Here is a 14,496-nt window from a genome sequence, read left to right as displayed (position 1 = left end):
GCGCCGCAGGCCCATCCTCAAGCCACAGATTGCTCCGTGTTTCATGATCTCTCCATGCGGAGAGACCAGCTATCCGGTCTTAGCTATCGTTTCCGATAGTTATCCCGATCTCAAGGGCAGGTTGCCTACGTGTTACTCACCCGTCCGCCGCTAACCCTTTCCCGAAGGAAAGAATCCGCTCGACTTGCATGTATTAGGCACGCCGCCAGCGTTCGTCCTGAGCCAGGATCAAACTCTCCAATAAAGTGTAGACAATTGCTTGTCCGTTATTGTTAAGCTCAAATAGCTCAAAATTTACTGCTAGCGAGATTTTGCAATCTCTTGTTGTGGCCGCTTGCGCGACCGTTGTGCTTCTTCACTCGTTGTTCAGTTTTCAAAGAGCAATCATCTGCTTGTCCGCTGTGACTCTCTCGCAAACAGCAGGAATTTCACTATACCACAACCTCGAACCGCATTGCAAGACTTTTTTTCAAACGATCTTGTTTTTCCAGCGGTATCGAATGGCCGGAATGCTAGAATACCACATCCGCTCAAACCTTGGCAAGTGCCAATTTGTGGCCGCCGCTCTCTGTTCAAGAGCAACGAAAACTACTTTAACACGAACAAAATAGAAATGCAACTGGATAAAAATGTAACAGGAATCAGTTTGGACAGCCGTGGTAACGGTCGGCACCACGCTCCGGGAGCCGTGCGTGACAAGTACCGCCGCTCATCCTTTTCGCTTAATATTCCATTGTGACAATTGGCGTGCCCACGGTCAATCGCCATTTGCCGCTTACGGAATCGCGATGCATCGCGGCTTGCAGGTTCATGCGGTGGTCGCCGCTCATGACTCCTCCGGCCAATTGCGCCGTTATCGCCGAAACGCTCCATGTCCCCGTATCGGCATAGCTTTCCAATGCTGCGGCATCGAGCGTGCCGAGCAGGCCAGCCGTTACTTGCTTGGCTTGCACCTCCCCTAGCCTCGGGTCGACCACAGCTTCGCCTTGCACCATAATGTTCCAAGCCCCGTCAAGATTCAATTCCTCCAGCAAGCCGCTCATGCGCGTCTGCCAATCGAGCAAATCCGTTTGCGCCACCTGTGCCGAAGCGTCCAGACGCAGCACCATGTAGCAGGCCGCTTGTCCTTGAGGATGCGCTGCCGTAAGCGTTGCCGTACCGCCGTCAAACACGCGGTTCTCCGACGTGTACACCGAATGATCGTTGGAAACGCCCAATTTTGCCGCTTGACCGAGACCCAGTCGCCCGCTCAGCTCGCGCCCTGTCGCCAGCAGCGCCTGATCTCCACTTTGGCAATCGCCATAGCTGGCCGTATATTTAAATTCAATGCGCGTTTCGCTTTGAACAAAGGGCTTGACCGCGTTCAGCAACCGCTCGGCGTCGTTCCCCGCGCTGGCTTCCGCATGGCGCACCCATCCGAAAATCCAACTGATTACCGCCATACCGATCATCGAGAGCAGCCAAAACTTGTTCATCAAAAAAGCACCCCATTCACCGGAATCTAAGATTCTAGTAAAAAGGATGCCCAAATCTAGCAAACCTATACCTGTTCGCCGGCAACCTGCCGATTATCGAGTAGATTGGAAAAACTCAATGCGCTCGCCGTCCAGCCCGTCAAAGAAAAAGTACTGCGAGCCGTTCGGCAGCGTCGTGATGCTTTCATCCACGCCCTTGAGCCCCAGCTCCACGATTCGCGCGTACTCCGCGTCGATATCGTCGACGGTAAACGCCAAATGATGAACCTTGCCTTCCACGGGCAAGCCGGCGTTATAGCCTTCAATCAGCTCCACCTCGGTTTCGCCGGCAGAGCCAAAGCCGAGAAAAGCAAGACGAATTACACCGTTCGTATGCAGCAGCGTTCCTTTCAGCGTCAGGCCGATCACCTGCTCATAAAAACGGATCGACGCCTCCAGATCGGCGACCATGACGCCGACATGCTCCATTTTTGTAACAGCCATACTCTGTATCCTCCCCCAATTAAGATCTATCGCTATTGTAGCGAAATCGGCGGGCAAGGAAAAGCGCGGACCGCGCATTGCTGCCTGATCTTTTTTCACCTAGAATCAAGATATGGACGTAAGGAGGCAGCAGCATGAAGGAAAATCAACCTGTGGCGCTGATTACAGGCACGTCAAGCGGCTTCGGCCTGCTGACGGCTGTAGAGCTGGCGCGGCACGGATACCGGGTCGCAGCAACGATGCGCGATCTCTCCCGCAGCACGGCGCTGCTGGATGCGGCGCAACAAGCCGGCGTAGCCGAAAACATACATGGTGTGCAGTTGGACGTAACCGATGCGTCGTCTATACAAAAGGCGGTACAAGCCGTATGGGAAACGTATGGGCGTATAGATGTGCTGGTGAATAACGCCGGCTACGCACTCGGAGGGTTTACCGAGGAAATTGACATGGACGCTTGGCGGCAGCAGCTGGAAACGAACGTGTTCGGCACCATTGCCGTAACCAAAGCGGCGCTACCCTTGATGCGAGCAGCCGGACGCGGCCTCGTCATCAATATCAGCAGCGTCAGCGGACGCTTCGCGCTGCCTGCTTTTGCCCCCTATGCCACCTCTAAATTTGCGATTGAGGGATTCAGTGAAGCGCTGCGGCTGGAAATGCGCCCGTTCGGTGTGAACGTCGTGCTGGTGGAGCCGGGACCTTATCGCACGGACATTTGGGAAAAAGGGTTTGCCGGCTTTGCAAGCAGGAGCGATTCGCCTTACAAGTCGCGGCTGGAGGCGATTTTGCGCTATGCGCGGCGCACGGCGGAGGCCTCGTCCGATCCGGCCGAGGTGGCTAGGCTGATTGCCCGGATTGCCGGGCACCCGCGGCCCAAGCTGCGGTATCCGGTCGGTCGGAAAGCGGCGCTGATGCTATGGCTCAAGGAACGGCTTCCTTGGCGCTGGATCGAAGCGATGTTGCTTCGCGAATTGAAGCGGCAGCAGCGTTAGATCAGCTGCAGAGGCAGGCTCACAATGTCGCCTTCGAGTGAATACAGCGTCGTCTCGACGTCAGTCACATTCACCAAAAACAAGGTTTCAAAAATTTTGCGGACCTCGTCGTCGGACAGGCTATTCTGAATGGTTTCTACAGCTAATGGTACGGAGTCGCGGTAGAGCGGATCAAAAAACACATAAACCTCTTTATCAATAATGGCCATTTTGATATGTTGCATGAACGGCACCTCCATCCCTGCTACCCATTCTAAGCCGATATCGCCAGAAAAGTATTAGCCGATTGTTAGACGTTTGTTAGCCAGACCTCTCCCCAGAACGCCATGAACAGGTGTATACTGGGAGTAGACTCGCCGACTAGGAGGCTTGACGTTTGATGCGCTTGTTAAAGCTGCTGCAGATCTACGAGGTGGACGGGATTACGCCCAAACACCGCTCGGAACGGTTTGATTTTGACGAAATTCAAGGGCAAACCTTTCGCGAGCTGAAGCCGACGGAAATCGGCAACCCGATGATTTTATCCGGCATTCATCAATACATCCCCTTCAAAACGACACGGGTGCAGGCTATCGATCGCGACGGCCCGGATTTTCGTGTGCTGACGCGCAATACGATTTATCATTTTGAAATATGTGCCAACCAAAAAGCCACTTGACGGACGCGTCAAGCGGCTTTTTTCATGGGTGGTTATCCCGGTGGCCAAAACCGGGCGCGCCCGGCTCAGGCCGCGTACCAAGGGTTCAAGTGAATCAGCACCTCGCCCACGTCGTCGTGCCGCTCCATAATCGCCTTTTTGATCGCGCGCGAAATGTCATGGCCCTGCTGGATCGACAGCTCGCCGGGGATGCTGACCCGCACATCGACAAGGATGTAATGGCCGTGCTCCCGGGCGCGGATGCGGTCGATGCGCTTGACCTCGGAAACCGAGCTGACCAGCTCCGCGTAAGCGTCCAGCTTCTCTTGACTGACCGCTTTTTCCATCAGCACGTCAAACGCCTCCTGCCCCATATGTACCGCCAGCTTCAGCACAAGCCCCGACACGATGATCCCGGCAAGCGGATCGCCATAGGACAAATAGTGAAAATGGTAGGCTTCGCCGATCAACGCCAACCCGATACCGGCCACGGCGGCGAGCGACGCGTACACGTCAGCCAGATGATCGTAGGCGGTAGCGATGAGCGCCTTGCTGTTTGCACGCCGTCCGATACGGATCGTGTAGACGTAAAGCGCCTGCTTCCATACGAGCGAAATGACGGCGGCGATCAGCGCCATAAAGCTGGCTTTGGCCGGCTCCTCCATAAACGACATGACCGATTCATAAGCGATATAGACGGCAGCCAGAGCGAGAATGATCGAAACAATCGCCGAACCGATCACTTCGGCTTTGCCGTGTCCATAAGGATGATCTTCGTCTGCTGGGCGCTGGGAAATGCGCATCGAGGTCAGCGAAGCAAAGGTCGCAATGACGTCGCCCGCATTATGCACCCCGTCCGCAAGCAGCACCTGGCTATTGAACAGCAGCCCGGCGGCAATTTTCATCGCCGTCAGCACGACGTTGCTGATCAGGCTGATCCAGACGGCCAGCATAGAGCGATTGTTATCCTTGCTCATTTTTTATGACCCCTTTCAGCATTGTTTCCCGCAGGAAACAAAAACCCTCGACCGCAAACGGGTCAAGGGTTGGAATTTTAACGATATGGGATGAAAATAAGGACGATTGAACCGGCATGCGATCACCACACTTGTTAGCAAGACGTCTCTTTATTATAGCATATGGGGCCCAGGTTGGCAAAATTCGCAGCGCCCAAAAAAAAGCAGTTCGTCGGTTCGAAAAACCGCAGCGCGTCCGGCTATTTCCAGCGATTATAAGTTTCCAGCTCGCGTGCTACGCGTTCGGTCCGCGCTTCAAGCGAGCCTTGCAGCAGCGTGTAGGCGACGCCCCGGCGCTGCAAGTCGTCCAGAATTTGCCGCTGAAATTCCTGCCGCTGGACATCGCCGGAGCGATCCCACGTGTCGTCGTAGGGAATATCTGTATCACACACAAACACCCGATCATACCTCCAGGCGGCCTGATCGGCCAAATCGATCAGCCGCGGCTCGGCGCAGCCGTGATAGTACAGAGCAAACAGATAGGTTGTTATCGCATTCGTGTCAACGAACAGCTCGTTGCGTGCATCGACCAAGAGACGCTCCTCGCGCTCTAAGTGGCCTTCTGCAATTTCCGTCAACTGGGGCAGCGTAAGTCGCCGGTCAACTTGATGGCGTTCCCAGTATTCGCGGCCGTATTCCGGCATCCACACGGTCTGGCGAAGGCGCGCGACATGCTCGGCCAGCGTCGTTTTGCCCGTTGAAGGCGCACCAAGAAACACCACGCTCACGATCAGATCGCGGTAAACGATCGGGGCCAGATACGCCCGGCAGGCGTATGGGTCGCGGCGCACCTGCGTACCGGATACCGGGAAAGCCCGCCGGTCTGGATCTACCTGCCGATTCACGGCGCCCAGCGCTTCGCTCATATGCTCGCCATAAGGCTCGCTGGAATAAAAATGCGTGATCTGGCGCCCCTTGAGCAAACCAAGCACATAGGCCTCGTGCCTGCGCTTGATTTCGGACGTGTATCCGACCTCGCTCGGACCGCCGCGCGCTTCGATTACTTCAACGGACGGGTACAGGGAGCGAATCCAGCCGGCCCGCACCTCCAGCGGAATATCGATCGTCTCCGGGCAATCGTAAATGATTACGATCACCGCATCGGTTTCGCGCAGTGCGGTTTCGATCATCAGCTGATGCCCTCGATGCAGCGGAGCGAATTTGCCTAACGTCAAGCCGACCGTACGGTTCACGCGCGCACCTCCGCGCCGCGGCTGATGGTGGCTGCGTCCCGCTTCCAGGACAGCAAGCCCGCTGTCGCCAAGCCAAGGAAAACGACATATAGAAACGCCACGCTGTACAGCTCCTTGTACGCGTACATGCCAATGGACAGAACATCGACGACGATCCATACGTACCAATTTTGCAGAAATTTATAAGAAAGCAGAAACTGGGCGATCAGGCTGAGCGTAGCAATCAGTGCATCCGCGAATGGAATCGAAGCATCCGTAAATTTCGCCAGCGAATAGCCCCAGACGAGCGTAACGACGACGAGCGCTCCTGCCAAAATCAGCGCCAATCGCCTGTCGAGCTGGCGGGTCGGGCGCACCTTGCGGCCGCCCCGGTCCGTCAGCCAAACGATCCAGCCGAGCACGCTCAATGCGAAAAAGAACACCTGCAGCGTCATATCGGCATATAGCCTGGCATCCAGAAACATTACAAAGAAGCAAGCGACATTCACCAGCCCGGTCGGCCAAGCCCAAATGTTCTCGCGGGCCGTGAGAAAAACGCTCAACAGGCCTGTCGTCGTGGCGACATATTCCAGCCAGCCGGACGAGGTATACCAGGATACGAGCAAATCTGCAGCCAGCAGCAGCACGATCAAGCCTATTTTGTTCATGATGGCAACTCTCCTTTGTGGGGTCGGCTTTGTTTATTGTCCAGTTATTTGATGAAGCAGGTCCATCTTCATCTGCCACACCCGCTCGCTCAAGTCGACCGGATAAGCAGCCGGGTGCAGCTTGCGCCGGTGCTCCGGCCAGAGCAGCTCCAGCTGCGCCGCATGATGGCGGCGGATGTCGTCCAGCGTCGGCAGCTCATACACCCGCTGGCCATCGAGGAAAATCGGCTGGAGCAGCGGCTGGGCGTCATAGTCGTCGATGTATTTGTGCAAATAAGGACGCAGCGGGTCAAACAGCTTGATCCGCCTGCCTTCGCGCACGTCGTCTTCCTCAGGCGCCGCCAAATAATCGGCTTCGGCTTTGCCGGTAAGGCGATTGACGATGCGGTACGCGTCCTTGACGCCCGGCGTGGTCACTTTCTCGGGGTTGCCCGATATTTTGATGACAGGGATATACCCGCCGTCCTGCTCGCGGGCAACGAGCTTGTAGACGCCGCCCAGCGCAGGCTGATCGGCAGCGGTAATCAGTTGGGTGCCTACGCCCCAGCTATCGATGGCCGCGTCTTGCGCTTTGAGGTCGGCGATGATGTTTTCGTCGAGATCGTTCGAAGCGACGATCCGCACGTTCGGAAAGCCGGCCTCGTCCAGCATGGCGCGGGCGGCTTTCGACAAATACGCCAGATCGCCGCTGTCCAGGCGGATGGCGTTGAGCTGTTTGCCTTGGCGCTGCAACTCGCGCGCGACGGCAATCGCGTTCGGCACGCCGCTGCGCAGCGTGTCGTAGGTGTCGACGAGCAGCGTGACGTGGTCCGGCAGCGCCGCTGCATAACGACGGAACGCTTCCAATTCCGTCGCGTGGCCTTGCACCCAAGCGTGAGCGTGGGTGCCCTTGGCCGGGATGCCGAACAGCTTGGCGGCCCGCAGGTTCGACGTCGCATCGAAGCCGGCGAGATAAGCGGCGCGCGCGCCCCAAATGGCCGCATCGGCCTCTTGGGCGCGGCGCGTGCCGAATTCGAGCAGCACGTCGTGCGGCGCAGCCTGACGGATGCGCGCTGCTTTCGTCGCAATCAGCGTCTGGTAGTTCATGAAATTGAGCAGCGCCGTCTCGACCAATTGGCCCTCAAAAACGCGTGCCTCCACGCGAATGAGCGGCTCGCCGGGAAACACCGGCGTCCCTTCCGTCACGCTATACAACCGGCCTGTAAAGCGAAACCGGCGCAGCTCCTCCAAAAACGCTTCGTCGTACTGCTCTTCCTGCTCGCGCAGAAACGCGATATCATCTTCGGCAAACTGCAAGCCTTCGATGTAGCGCACGATGCGCTCCAGTCCGGCAAAAACGGCAAAACCGCCGGCAAACGGCAGCTTGCGGAAATAGGCCTCAAACACGGCTTTATCGTTGTGCGTACCGTTAATCCAATGCGCGTACATCATATTGATTTGATATTTGTCCGTATGCAATGTCAAATTATCGTAAGTCATTGCGGCTTACCTCGCTTCCCGCAGCACGTGGCTGATAAATCGTTCATCGATATCGACAACGGTAAAAACAATCTTCGGGTGTGGGCGCAGCACTTCGCCGAACAGCTCCGCCACCTTGCGGGGGTCCAGCCGGCCCACCCCGGTGCCCAGCGCCGGCAGCGCGAGGGCGTCAATGCCCATCTCCTCGCAATAGCGCACCAGCGCTTGCAGGCAGGCACGCACAATCGCGTAGCTGGTCGCACCGCCTGGCTTTTTCATCGTGACCAGATGCAGCACTCGCTCATAAGGCAACGTGCCTGCGCCAGTCACATACAGCTCGCCCGGCCGAATATCGCGCGCTGCGCAGCAAGCCTCGGCCTCCGCTTGAATCGCCCGACCCCCGGCGCGCCGGATCGCCCCGGCCACGCCCGCTCCCATCGGTCCCGTCCCGTTGGCCGCATTGCAAATAAAACGAGCCTGATTTTGTCGGGTTATATCACCCGCAATCGCTCTAAGCATGGCCGCTCACTCCTTCCACCAGTCGTCGTAGACGGTTACCGGCCCGCGCCGCTTGTGCTCCGTGGCCGCATATCGCCGCTCGACAGCTTCTCTCACCGCCGGGGTAGCAGGCTCCCGGCCTTCTAAATAATCGTCAAGCTCGGCATAGGTCAAACCCAGCGCCTGCTCGTCGGGCAATCCCGGACGCAAATCCTCCAAATCGGCCGTCGGTTGCTTCAAGTAAAGCGGCGGCGGACAACCCAACGCCTCCAGCAGCTGCCGTCCTTGCCGCTTGCTCAAGCCGTACAGCGGAGCCACATCGCAAGCGCCGTCGCCGTGCTTGGTAAAAAAGCCGGTCACGGCCTCAGCCGCATGGTCCGTGCCGAGCACGAGCAGGCCGTAATGAGCGGCCAGGTCGTATTGCACCTTCATCCGTTCGCGCGCCTTGACATTGCCTTTGTGAAAATCGCTCAGCGTTTCCCCGGTCGCCGCTGCGAATTGCGCCGCCGCGGCATCGACGGCGGGGCGAATATCGACCGTGACCGCGCGGTCCGGTCGAATGAAGGCGATGGCCGTCTGTGCGTCGGCCTCGTCGCGCTGCACGCCGTACGGCAGGCGTACGGCGAGAAATTGTCGCCGCGCCCCCGCCAAGCCGCCGGCGTTCAGCTCATCGACGGCAAGCTGCGCCAGCTTGCCGGCCAGCGTCGAGTCCTGTCCGCCCGACAGGCCGAGCACATATCCGCCTGCTCCCGTACGGAGCAGGTAAGCTTTGAGGAAATCGATTCTGTGCCGGATTTCCTCGACAGGCTCAATCGTCGGCAGCACGCGCAGCGCCGCGATGATCGCGGCTTGCTTGCCGCTAGCCGGATCGACCGGCAAGGTTCGGCCCCCTTGGCCGCTTTGGCCCGCTGGCCCAGCTTGCCCAGCTAACCCGGCTGGCTTTGCGTGGCCCATTTGCTGCTGCATCGGCCCCCTTGCTGCCATTTGGCCCGCGCCGGCTGCACCACCTGCACGTCCTGCAACAGCACCGCCAGCGCCGCTTGCGCCGCGCTCTTCCCGATTCGCCCACTCCGAACGTTTCGGCTCATCCGCTTTCCGTTGGTCGTCCATCGTCATCCACTCCCGTCTTTACATATTCGCATCGCAGCGCCCGGCCCCGCAGCTCGACGCCAGCAGATCGGCGTCAGCAGTTCGACGCCTGCGGGTCGACGCCAGCATATCGGCTGTCAGCAGGCCGATACCTGCCGCCGACGCCAGCCGGTCAAAGCTTTTTCAAAACCCATTACTTATGCACAACCATTGCGCCAAGCACCTTTTCAAAATGCCCCAGCGCCCACTCATGGCCCTTAGGATCAAACGACGCTACAGCGTCGCTATGAATGAACACGCGGTAGCCGCGATTATACGCATCGACAGCCGTATGCAGCACGCAAATATCCGTACATACGCCGGCCAGATGCACCTCTTGAATGCCGCGCGCGCGCAGCTGCTGATCGAGATCCGTACCGGCAAACGAGCTATAGCGCGTTTTGTCCATCCAATGGATGCGCTCGCGATTTTGCTCGTAGACGCTCTCCAGCTCGCCGAACAGCCTGCGGCCGTCCGTACCGCGCAGGTTATGCGGCGGGAACAGCTTCGTTTCCGGATGGTACGGATCGCCGGCATCATGTACGTCAACCGCCATAACCACCCAATGGCCAAGCTGCAAGAACGAACGTGTAATCTCGCACAGCCGCGGGCCGATGGCCACCGCCGGTTCGCCCACAGGCAGCGCGCCGAGCACAAAATCAAACGTATAATCAATCACAATCAAAGCTTGCATCCAAGATCGCCTCCATCAAATTATCATTTTAATATTATCAATAATACAATATCAAACCACGAAAAGAGAGGCCTAGCTGTAAATCGACAGCTGAGGCACATACTCTGTAAACCGATACAGCTGGGCAGCCCGCTGCGAGTAGCGATTGGACTGCTTGGGCCGACCGGCCGCGTCCCGCACCTCCTCGATCAGCCCCCGGCGGCTTTGGGTAGACGTAATTTTACGGATAAAATTTCTCTCTTCAAAATCCGGCACAACCGTCTGGATAACCTGATACAGCTCGCTGATCGTAAATTCCTCGGGCAAAAATTCCCGCGCAATCGCCGTCGTCAGCATGTTCTCGCGGATTTTGGCCAGCGCGTCGCGCAAAATTTCGCCGTGATCGAACGCCAGCTCCAGCTCCAGCGCTTCCTCCACCTTGAACAGCTTGACATCGGCCGCATCGTCGTCGGCCCGCCGCCCAGTCAAATAAACCTCATTTACGAGCGCCAAAAACGCATGTGAGATGATCCAGCCGCGCGGGTCGCGCCCAGGCTTGCTGTACACGTTAAAATATTCCAGATGCACGTCGGCCACCCCGGTCTCCTCCTGCAGCTCACGGCGGGCGCTCTCGTAGATCGTTTCGCTATCCTTGGAAAAACCGCCGGGTAGCGCCCACTGTCCGGCAAACGGCCAGCCCTTTCGCTGAATGAGCAACACTTCGAGATCGCGGTGCGGCAGCGCTTTTTTGCCAGCCTGCTTTTCCGTCGAGGTAATCGTGAAGATGACGATATCCGCCGGAGCGCCGTCCGGAGTGCGGTATTTGGCTGATGTGTAGTTGCCTGCGTGCTCAACCGGCTCCATGACTTTCACCCTCGCTTTTTAATATTGTCGTTTTGATAATTTCATTATGAATATATAGATAGGATTTGTCAAGTCTTTTTTTCCAAAAAGATACAAACGGCTGGAGAACCGCGCTCAAGCCCTCGCTACAGTCCGTTTACAGCGGCTTTTCAATCACCAGCAGACACGTGCTGTCAGGCAGCGCCACGGGGTTGCCGCTATCGTCCAGCAGCTCGATTTTCGGCGCAAGCGCTTCGGTATAACCCGCCTGCAAAAAATGCTTCGCTTCGACCAGCCGCGCCTCGCCGCCCAGCGTGTGCCGGATGAACGCCGCGTATTCGGACGGGGTAAAATAACCGAATTGCTCCTGCACCTCATGTACATAAGCTTCTTCGCCCCACGTATAGGTATACAAAAATTCCATCGCATCGTTAATCGGCAGCCGCACCGTCGCCGCGTCCAGCTGCTCAAAGCGGATCGGCCGCCCGGTAAAATCCCCGGCGTACCGCCGCAGCCACTCCAGATCTTGCGGATCGCGGAAGCGGATCAGCCGCAGCTGCTCCTTGGGCTCGGACATGATGCCGTCGCGAATGATGATCCGCCCGCCGGGCGCGAGCACATCGTAAGCGCTTTGCAGCGCCGCCGCCACCGTCTCGTGGTTGAATTTGCGCCCGTTGAACGGAATATACGAATACAGCTCGTGCAAAATCGACGAAAAAATGACCGTGTCGATGCTGCCCGGCGCGACATATTCCTTGAGATTCAGCGCATCGCCCTTGAGCACCTGCCAGCGCCGGCCTTCGCGCTGCTTTTTGCGCTCCAGCGCCTCAATGACATTCGCGGAGATGTCGATGCCAATCGGCTCCTTGTCGGGATATTCGCTTTCGATCAGGTCCAGCAGCACGCCGCCGCCAGGACCGATATCGACAACCCGCCGGCCCGTCATGTAGGCGAGCATGATTTTTTTGTAATCGGCGCTTTGATTCATGGTCGCCAAATAATCCTCTTCATTATGAAAACGGTCGTAAGCGTCCCGGCGCAGTTCGAACAAATCGAACAGCAGCAGCACCGCTTTTTCGTACAAGGGCGATTTTTCGGCTTCGATGCAAAATTCAATCAGCTTTTCGGCGGCGGGAGAAAACGCAAAGCTGAAATACGCCGTATCGCCCGCTCCCCGCTCCAGCTCGTGCGCCAGATGCGGACTGTCCGGCAGCGCGCCGGCCGCGATATCCGCCAGACTGAGCCCGCGCAAATAATGCTCGATGATCCGCTTTTTGTAGACGTTGATTTTCTTGACGCCCCGGTAATCATAATACATCGCGTTCATCAGCCGCTCGAAGCTGAGATGCTCAACCGGCTGCTCGCCCTCGGCGCGCAACGCCAGCAGCAGCACCTTGACGACCTGCTCCAGCGAAAAATCCTGCAGCGCCGGCTCGACGTACCACAGCGTCTTGCCGGCCAGCGGCGTCAGCGCCTGCTCCCAGCCTGCCGGGAGCTTCGCGCATTCCGCCGCAAAGCTTTCGCCGCGCGCAATCGCCCCGGCGCGCAGCCGCTTGAGCCGGCCGGCGATGCCCTCGGCCGGCGGCGTTTGGCCGCTGGCGATGCTCGCGACAGCGGCTTCGACCTGTGGGCGCACGGAGGCCCACAGGTCCGGGTTAATCGCCGCAATGATGCAGGCGTTCAGCGGAAGCAGAACGTCGGTCAGCTCCTGCGGCGACAGCAGGCCGCTTGCGCACAACTGCGCAAGCGGGGCGTTCGCGGCGAAGGGCACCTCGCCGCGCAGGTATTGGCCGATCAGGCCGTGCGTCGCGATCAATGTCGCGACGACGGCCGTGCGATCGGCCTTGGCGTCCGGCCGCCGCGCCTGGTGGCGGCGGTAGAGCTCGGCCGAGCCGACGTTGTGCGCGAGCAGATTGATCCCGGCTTCCTGCCAGCCGAGCCGTTCGCGCACCGTGCCGCCCTTGGCCGTTTCCGACCAGGCGAGCGCTTCCTCGATCAGCTCCCGGATCCAGAACGACAGGTCCAGCCCGTCCAGCACGCGCAGCGTGCGCTCCACGTAGTCCAGCACCGGATTGGCCAGCGCCAGCTCGCGCATCGAGCGGATGCGCTCCAGATTGACAATCCGCTCCTCGGCCGAGACGAGCAGCTCCAGCCAGGCCGGGCGCTCGGTCCCGGCCGTTCCGTCCGCTCCGCTGCGGTAAGCTTCGATGGCTTGCAAGGCTTGCAGCATACACATCCTCCTTTTTTTCGCATCACGTTTCCGGTTCTTGGTTACCTCTTGGTCGGCGGGCCAGTCCCGCCCAAGCCCGGATTACCCCCTGATCCCGCTGCGCCCATGCCGTGTGCCTCTGACGATTGGCACCGCGCTCTGGGAGTTGCGCGTTGCGCGGAAGACAATCGCTCCGCCATGTATCGGTCGCGTCCGCGCTCCGCCATGTGTCATTGCGTCCCCGGTCCGGCACACCTTCACGCCCGCTCCTCCAACCGGAAAAACGCATACGTCCGCGACCAGCGCTGCGACTGCCCTGGCTCCACCTTGACGTTCACAAATACCTCCGGGCTGACCGCATGCGGTACGCCCCACAGCGCCAGACGGCCGACCGGCGCGCTGCCGGATTCGCGCACGCCGACGCCGGAAGCGGCATTCGTCAGCTCCCAATAATAAGCGGCTTCGTCTGCGCCCGCTTCTCCGGACAACCGGCAAGCGAACATCGCTTCCGCCGGATAGTTCCAGCGAATATCGCTGCCGTCAAATTGCAGCATCTCCAGCGTCCCCTTACAAATCCACGGCTCCGGCGTCACTGCCCGGCAAAAGCGCAGCGCATAATCCGGTCCGGGCTGGCGCATATCGGTGGCCAGAAAGTTATGCGTGTATTCCTCCATGTCCAGCACGCGCTCGCCGACATTGTGCAGCGCATAGGAAATCGTCAAGCCGCCGTCTGCGACGCGAAGCTGCTTTTCCAAGCGGAACGCGTAACCGCTGCACGGCAGGGCGTCCTGCACAAAACGCACGTTGTCCGCTTCCTGCTGCATCCGGATCGGAAAAGGCGCTGCGACCGGATACGGCTGCAAAAAATCATACGGCTGATCGTCCAGCTTTGTCAGCAGTCCAACGCCCGCCTTGACGAACGCTTCGCCCGGTTGGGCCTCCTCATAGCCGAACACCTCAAACATGCCGAATTCGTTGCATAAACCAATGCCGCCTGAACCAATCCCGGGCAGCAGATTTTCCATCGAGCAGTAGGTGTGGCCGCCCTCTGTCAGCGTCACCTGACGGACAAAGCCGGTCCAGTCAAATCGCGAACCTCTATATAAAACTCCCGGCTCGTCGATTTCGACGCGCAGCCGGCTGCTTTCAATAACAATGGCCATCGGGTCATCTCCTATTCTTGTCCTCTATGCGAATCACCATTTTGTCGAAAAACGCGACTTTCTACGCACCCGTACAGGTGGCTG

15 protein-coding genes and 1 rRNA gene are annotated in these 14,496 nt (G+C 58.6%); 2 read left to right on the top strand and 14 right to left on the bottom strand.

What is annotated here, in order from left to right:
• The 3 genes from B5M42_RS22135 to B5M42_RS22125 form a co-directional block, all read right to left on the bottom strand.
• Nucleotides 1-244, bottom strand: a 16S ribosomal RNA gene (locus tag B5M42_RS22135); the annotation flags it as partial.
• A gap of 478 nt (nucleotides 245-722) precedes the next feature.
• Nucleotides 723-1,475: a YwmB family TATA-box binding protein gene (locus B5M42_RS22130; RefSeq protein WP_134757742.1), complete on the bottom strand. Its 753-nt coding sequence runs from the start codon at nucleotides 1,473-1,475 to the stop codon at nucleotides 723-725.
• Between the two features lie 93 nt (nucleotides 1,476-1,568).
• The gene (locus tag B5M42_RS22125) at nucleotides 1,569-1,958 is read right to left on the bottom strand and encodes a VOC family protein (protein ID WP_134757744.1); all 390 of its coding nucleotides are present in this window, start codon (nucleotides 1,956-1,958) and stop codon (nucleotides 1,569-1,571) included.
• A 134-nt stretch (nucleotides 1,959-2,092) separates the two neighbouring features.
• Here B5M42_RS22125 and B5M42_RS22120 point away from each other — a divergent pair, with 134 nt between their 5' ends.
• Nucleotides 2,093-2,947, top strand: a complete 855-nt coding sequence (locus B5M42_RS22120; protein ID WP_134757746.1) for an SDR family oxidoreductase — start codon at nucleotides 2,093-2,095, stop codon at nucleotides 2,945-2,947.
• Here the strand turns inward: B5M42_RS22120 and B5M42_RS22115 are convergent.
• On the bottom strand, nucleotides 2,944-3,171 hold the full coding sequence (locus B5M42_RS22115) for a hypothetical protein (RefSeq protein ID WP_134757748.1): 228 nt from the start codon (nucleotides 3,169-3,171) through the stop codon (nucleotides 2,944-2,946). The genes B5M42_RS22120 and B5M42_RS22115 overlap by 4 nt on opposite strands.
• 155 nt (nucleotides 3,172-3,326) lie before the next feature.
• Between B5M42_RS22115 and B5M42_RS22110 the strand changes: the two genes are divergently transcribed.
• Nucleotides 3,327-3,605: a hypothetical protein gene (locus tag B5M42_RS22110; protein WP_134757762.1), complete on the top strand. Its 279-nt coding sequence runs from the start codon at nucleotides 3,327-3,329 to the stop codon at nucleotides 3,603-3,605.
• 65 nt (nucleotides 3,606-3,670) lie between these two features.
• Here the strand turns inward: B5M42_RS22110 and B5M42_RS22105 are convergent, their stop codons facing one another.
• The 10 genes from B5M42_RS22105 to B5M42_RS22060 form a co-directional block, all read right to left on the bottom strand.
• Nucleotides 3,671-4,561 carry a cation diffusion facilitator family transporter gene (locus tag B5M42_RS22105; RefSeq protein WP_134757750.1) on the bottom strand — a complete coding sequence of 297 codons (891 nt, stop codon included), beginning with the start codon at nucleotides 4,559-4,561 and terminating at the stop codon, nucleotides 3,671-3,673.
• 239 nt (nucleotides 4,562-4,800) lie between these two features.
• A complete protein-coding gene (locus B5M42_RS22100) occupies nucleotides 4,801-5,793 on the bottom strand; it encodes an AAA family ATPase (RefSeq protein WP_134757752.1) in 993 nt (330 codons plus the stop codon).
• Nucleotides 5,790-6,440 (bottom strand): nicotinamide riboside transporter PnuC, encoded by a 651-nt coding sequence (pnuC, locus tag B5M42_RS22095; RefSeq protein ID WP_134757754.1) that lies wholly within the window; start codon nucleotides 6,438-6,440, stop codon nucleotides 5,790-5,792. Before pnuC ends, B5M42_RS22100 begins: the two co-directional genes overlap by 4 nt.
• Before the next feature lie 33 nt (nucleotides 6,441-6,473).
• Nucleotides 6,474-7,919: a nicotinate phosphoribosyltransferase gene (locus B5M42_RS22090; RefSeq protein WP_134757756.1), complete on the bottom strand. Its 1,446-nt coding sequence runs from the start codon at nucleotides 7,917-7,919 to the stop codon at nucleotides 6,474-6,476.
• Between the two features lie 6 nt (nucleotides 7,920-7,925).
• Nucleotides 7,926-8,417 carry a macro domain-containing protein gene (locus tag B5M42_RS22085; protein WP_134757758.1) on the bottom strand — a complete coding sequence of 164 codons (492 nt, stop codon included), beginning with the start codon at nucleotides 8,415-8,417 and terminating at the stop codon, nucleotides 7,926-7,928.
• A 6-nt stretch (nucleotides 8,418-8,423) separates the two neighbouring features.
• Nucleotides 8,424-9,275 carry an ammonia-dependent NAD(+) synthetase gene (gene nadE, locus B5M42_RS22080; protein WP_268999320.1) on the bottom strand — a complete coding sequence of 284 codons (852 nt, stop codon included), beginning with the start codon at nucleotides 9,273-9,275 and terminating at the stop codon, nucleotides 8,424-8,426.
• A 403-nt stretch (nucleotides 9,276-9,678) separates the two neighbouring features.
• Nucleotides 9,679-10,218, bottom strand: a complete 540-nt coding sequence (locus B5M42_RS22075) for a cysteine hydrolase family protein (protein WP_230633127.1) — start codon at nucleotides 10,216-10,218, stop codon at nucleotides 9,679-9,681.
• Between the two features lie 72 nt (nucleotides 10,219-10,290).
• Nucleotides 10,291-11,061, bottom strand: a complete 771-nt coding sequence (locus B5M42_RS22070) for an NUDIX domain-containing protein (RefSeq protein WP_134755106.1) — start codon at nucleotides 11,059-11,061, stop codon at nucleotides 10,291-10,293.
• 136 nt (nucleotides 11,062-11,197) lie between these two features.
• A complete protein-coding gene (locus tag B5M42_RS22065; RefSeq protein WP_134755104.1) occupies nucleotides 11,198-13,270 on the bottom strand; it encodes a class I SAM-dependent methyltransferase in 2,073 nt (690 codons plus the stop codon).
• Nucleotides 13,271-13,506: 236 nt separating this feature from the next.
• Entirely contained in the window at nucleotides 13,507-14,412 is a 906-nt protein-coding gene (locus B5M42_RS22060; RefSeq protein WP_134755102.1) for a hypothetical protein, read from the bottom strand.
• Nucleotides 14,413-14,496: the final 84 nt, after the last annotated feature.

Source organism: Paenibacillus athensensis (assembly GCF_004514475.2).
Classification (GTDB): Bacteria; Bacillota; Bacilli; order Paenibacillales; family NBRC-103111; genus Paenibacillus_AL; species Paenibacillus_AL athensensis.
The sequence above is the reverse complement of the archived record's forward strand: the minus strand, read 5'-3'. Positions and strand labels throughout refer to the sequence as shown.

Coding starts and splice junctions, on each gene's coding strand:
- B5M42_RS22085 (WP_134757758.1), bottom strand. CDS start 8,417: ATGCTTAGAGCGATTGCGGGTGATATAACCCGACAAAATCAGGCTCGT.
- B5M42_RS22070 (WP_134755106.1), bottom strand. CDS start 11,061: ATGGAGCCGGTTGAGCACGCAGGCAACTACACATCAGCCAAATACCGC.
- B5M42_RS22120 (WP_134757746.1), top strand. CDS start 2,093: ATGAAGGAAAATCAACCTGTGGCGCTGATTACAGGCACGTCAAGCGGC.
- pnuC (WP_134757754.1), bottom strand. CDS start 6,440: ATGAACAAAATAGGCTTGATCGTGCTGCTGCTGGCTGCAGATTTGCTC.
- B5M42_RS22105 (WP_134757750.1), bottom strand. CDS start 4,561: ATGAGCAAGGATAACAATCGCTCTATGCTGGCCGTCTGGATCAGCCTG.
- B5M42_RS22075 (WP_230633127.1), bottom strand. CDS start 10,218: ATGCAAGCTTTGATTGTGATTGATTATACGTTTGATTTTGTGCTCGGC.
- B5M42_RS22090 (WP_134757756.1), bottom strand. CDS start 7,919: ATGACTTACGATAATTTGACATTGCATACGGACAAATATCAAATCAAT.
- B5M42_RS22110 (WP_134757762.1), top strand. CDS start 3,327: ATGCGCTTGTTAAAGCTGCTGCAGATCTACGAGGTGGACGGGATTACG.
- B5M42_RS22130 (WP_134757742.1), bottom strand. CDS start 1,475: ATGAACAAGTTTTGGCTGCTCTCGATGATCGGTATGGCGGTAATCAGT.
- B5M42_RS22115 (WP_134757748.1), bottom strand. CDS start 3,171: ATGCAACATATCAAAATGGCCATTATTGATAAAGAGGTTTATGTGTTT.
- B5M42_RS22125 (WP_134757744.1), bottom strand. CDS start 1,958: ATGGCTGTTACAAAAATGGAGCATGTCGGCGTCATGGTCGCCGATCTG.
- B5M42_RS22065 (WP_134755104.1), bottom strand. CDS start 13,270: ATGCTGCAAGCCTTGCAAGCCATCGAAGCTTACCGCAGCGGAGCGGAC.
- B5M42_RS22060 (WP_134755102.1), bottom strand. CDS start 14,412: ATGGCCATTGTTATTGAAAGCAGCCGGCTGCGCGTCGAAATCGACGAG.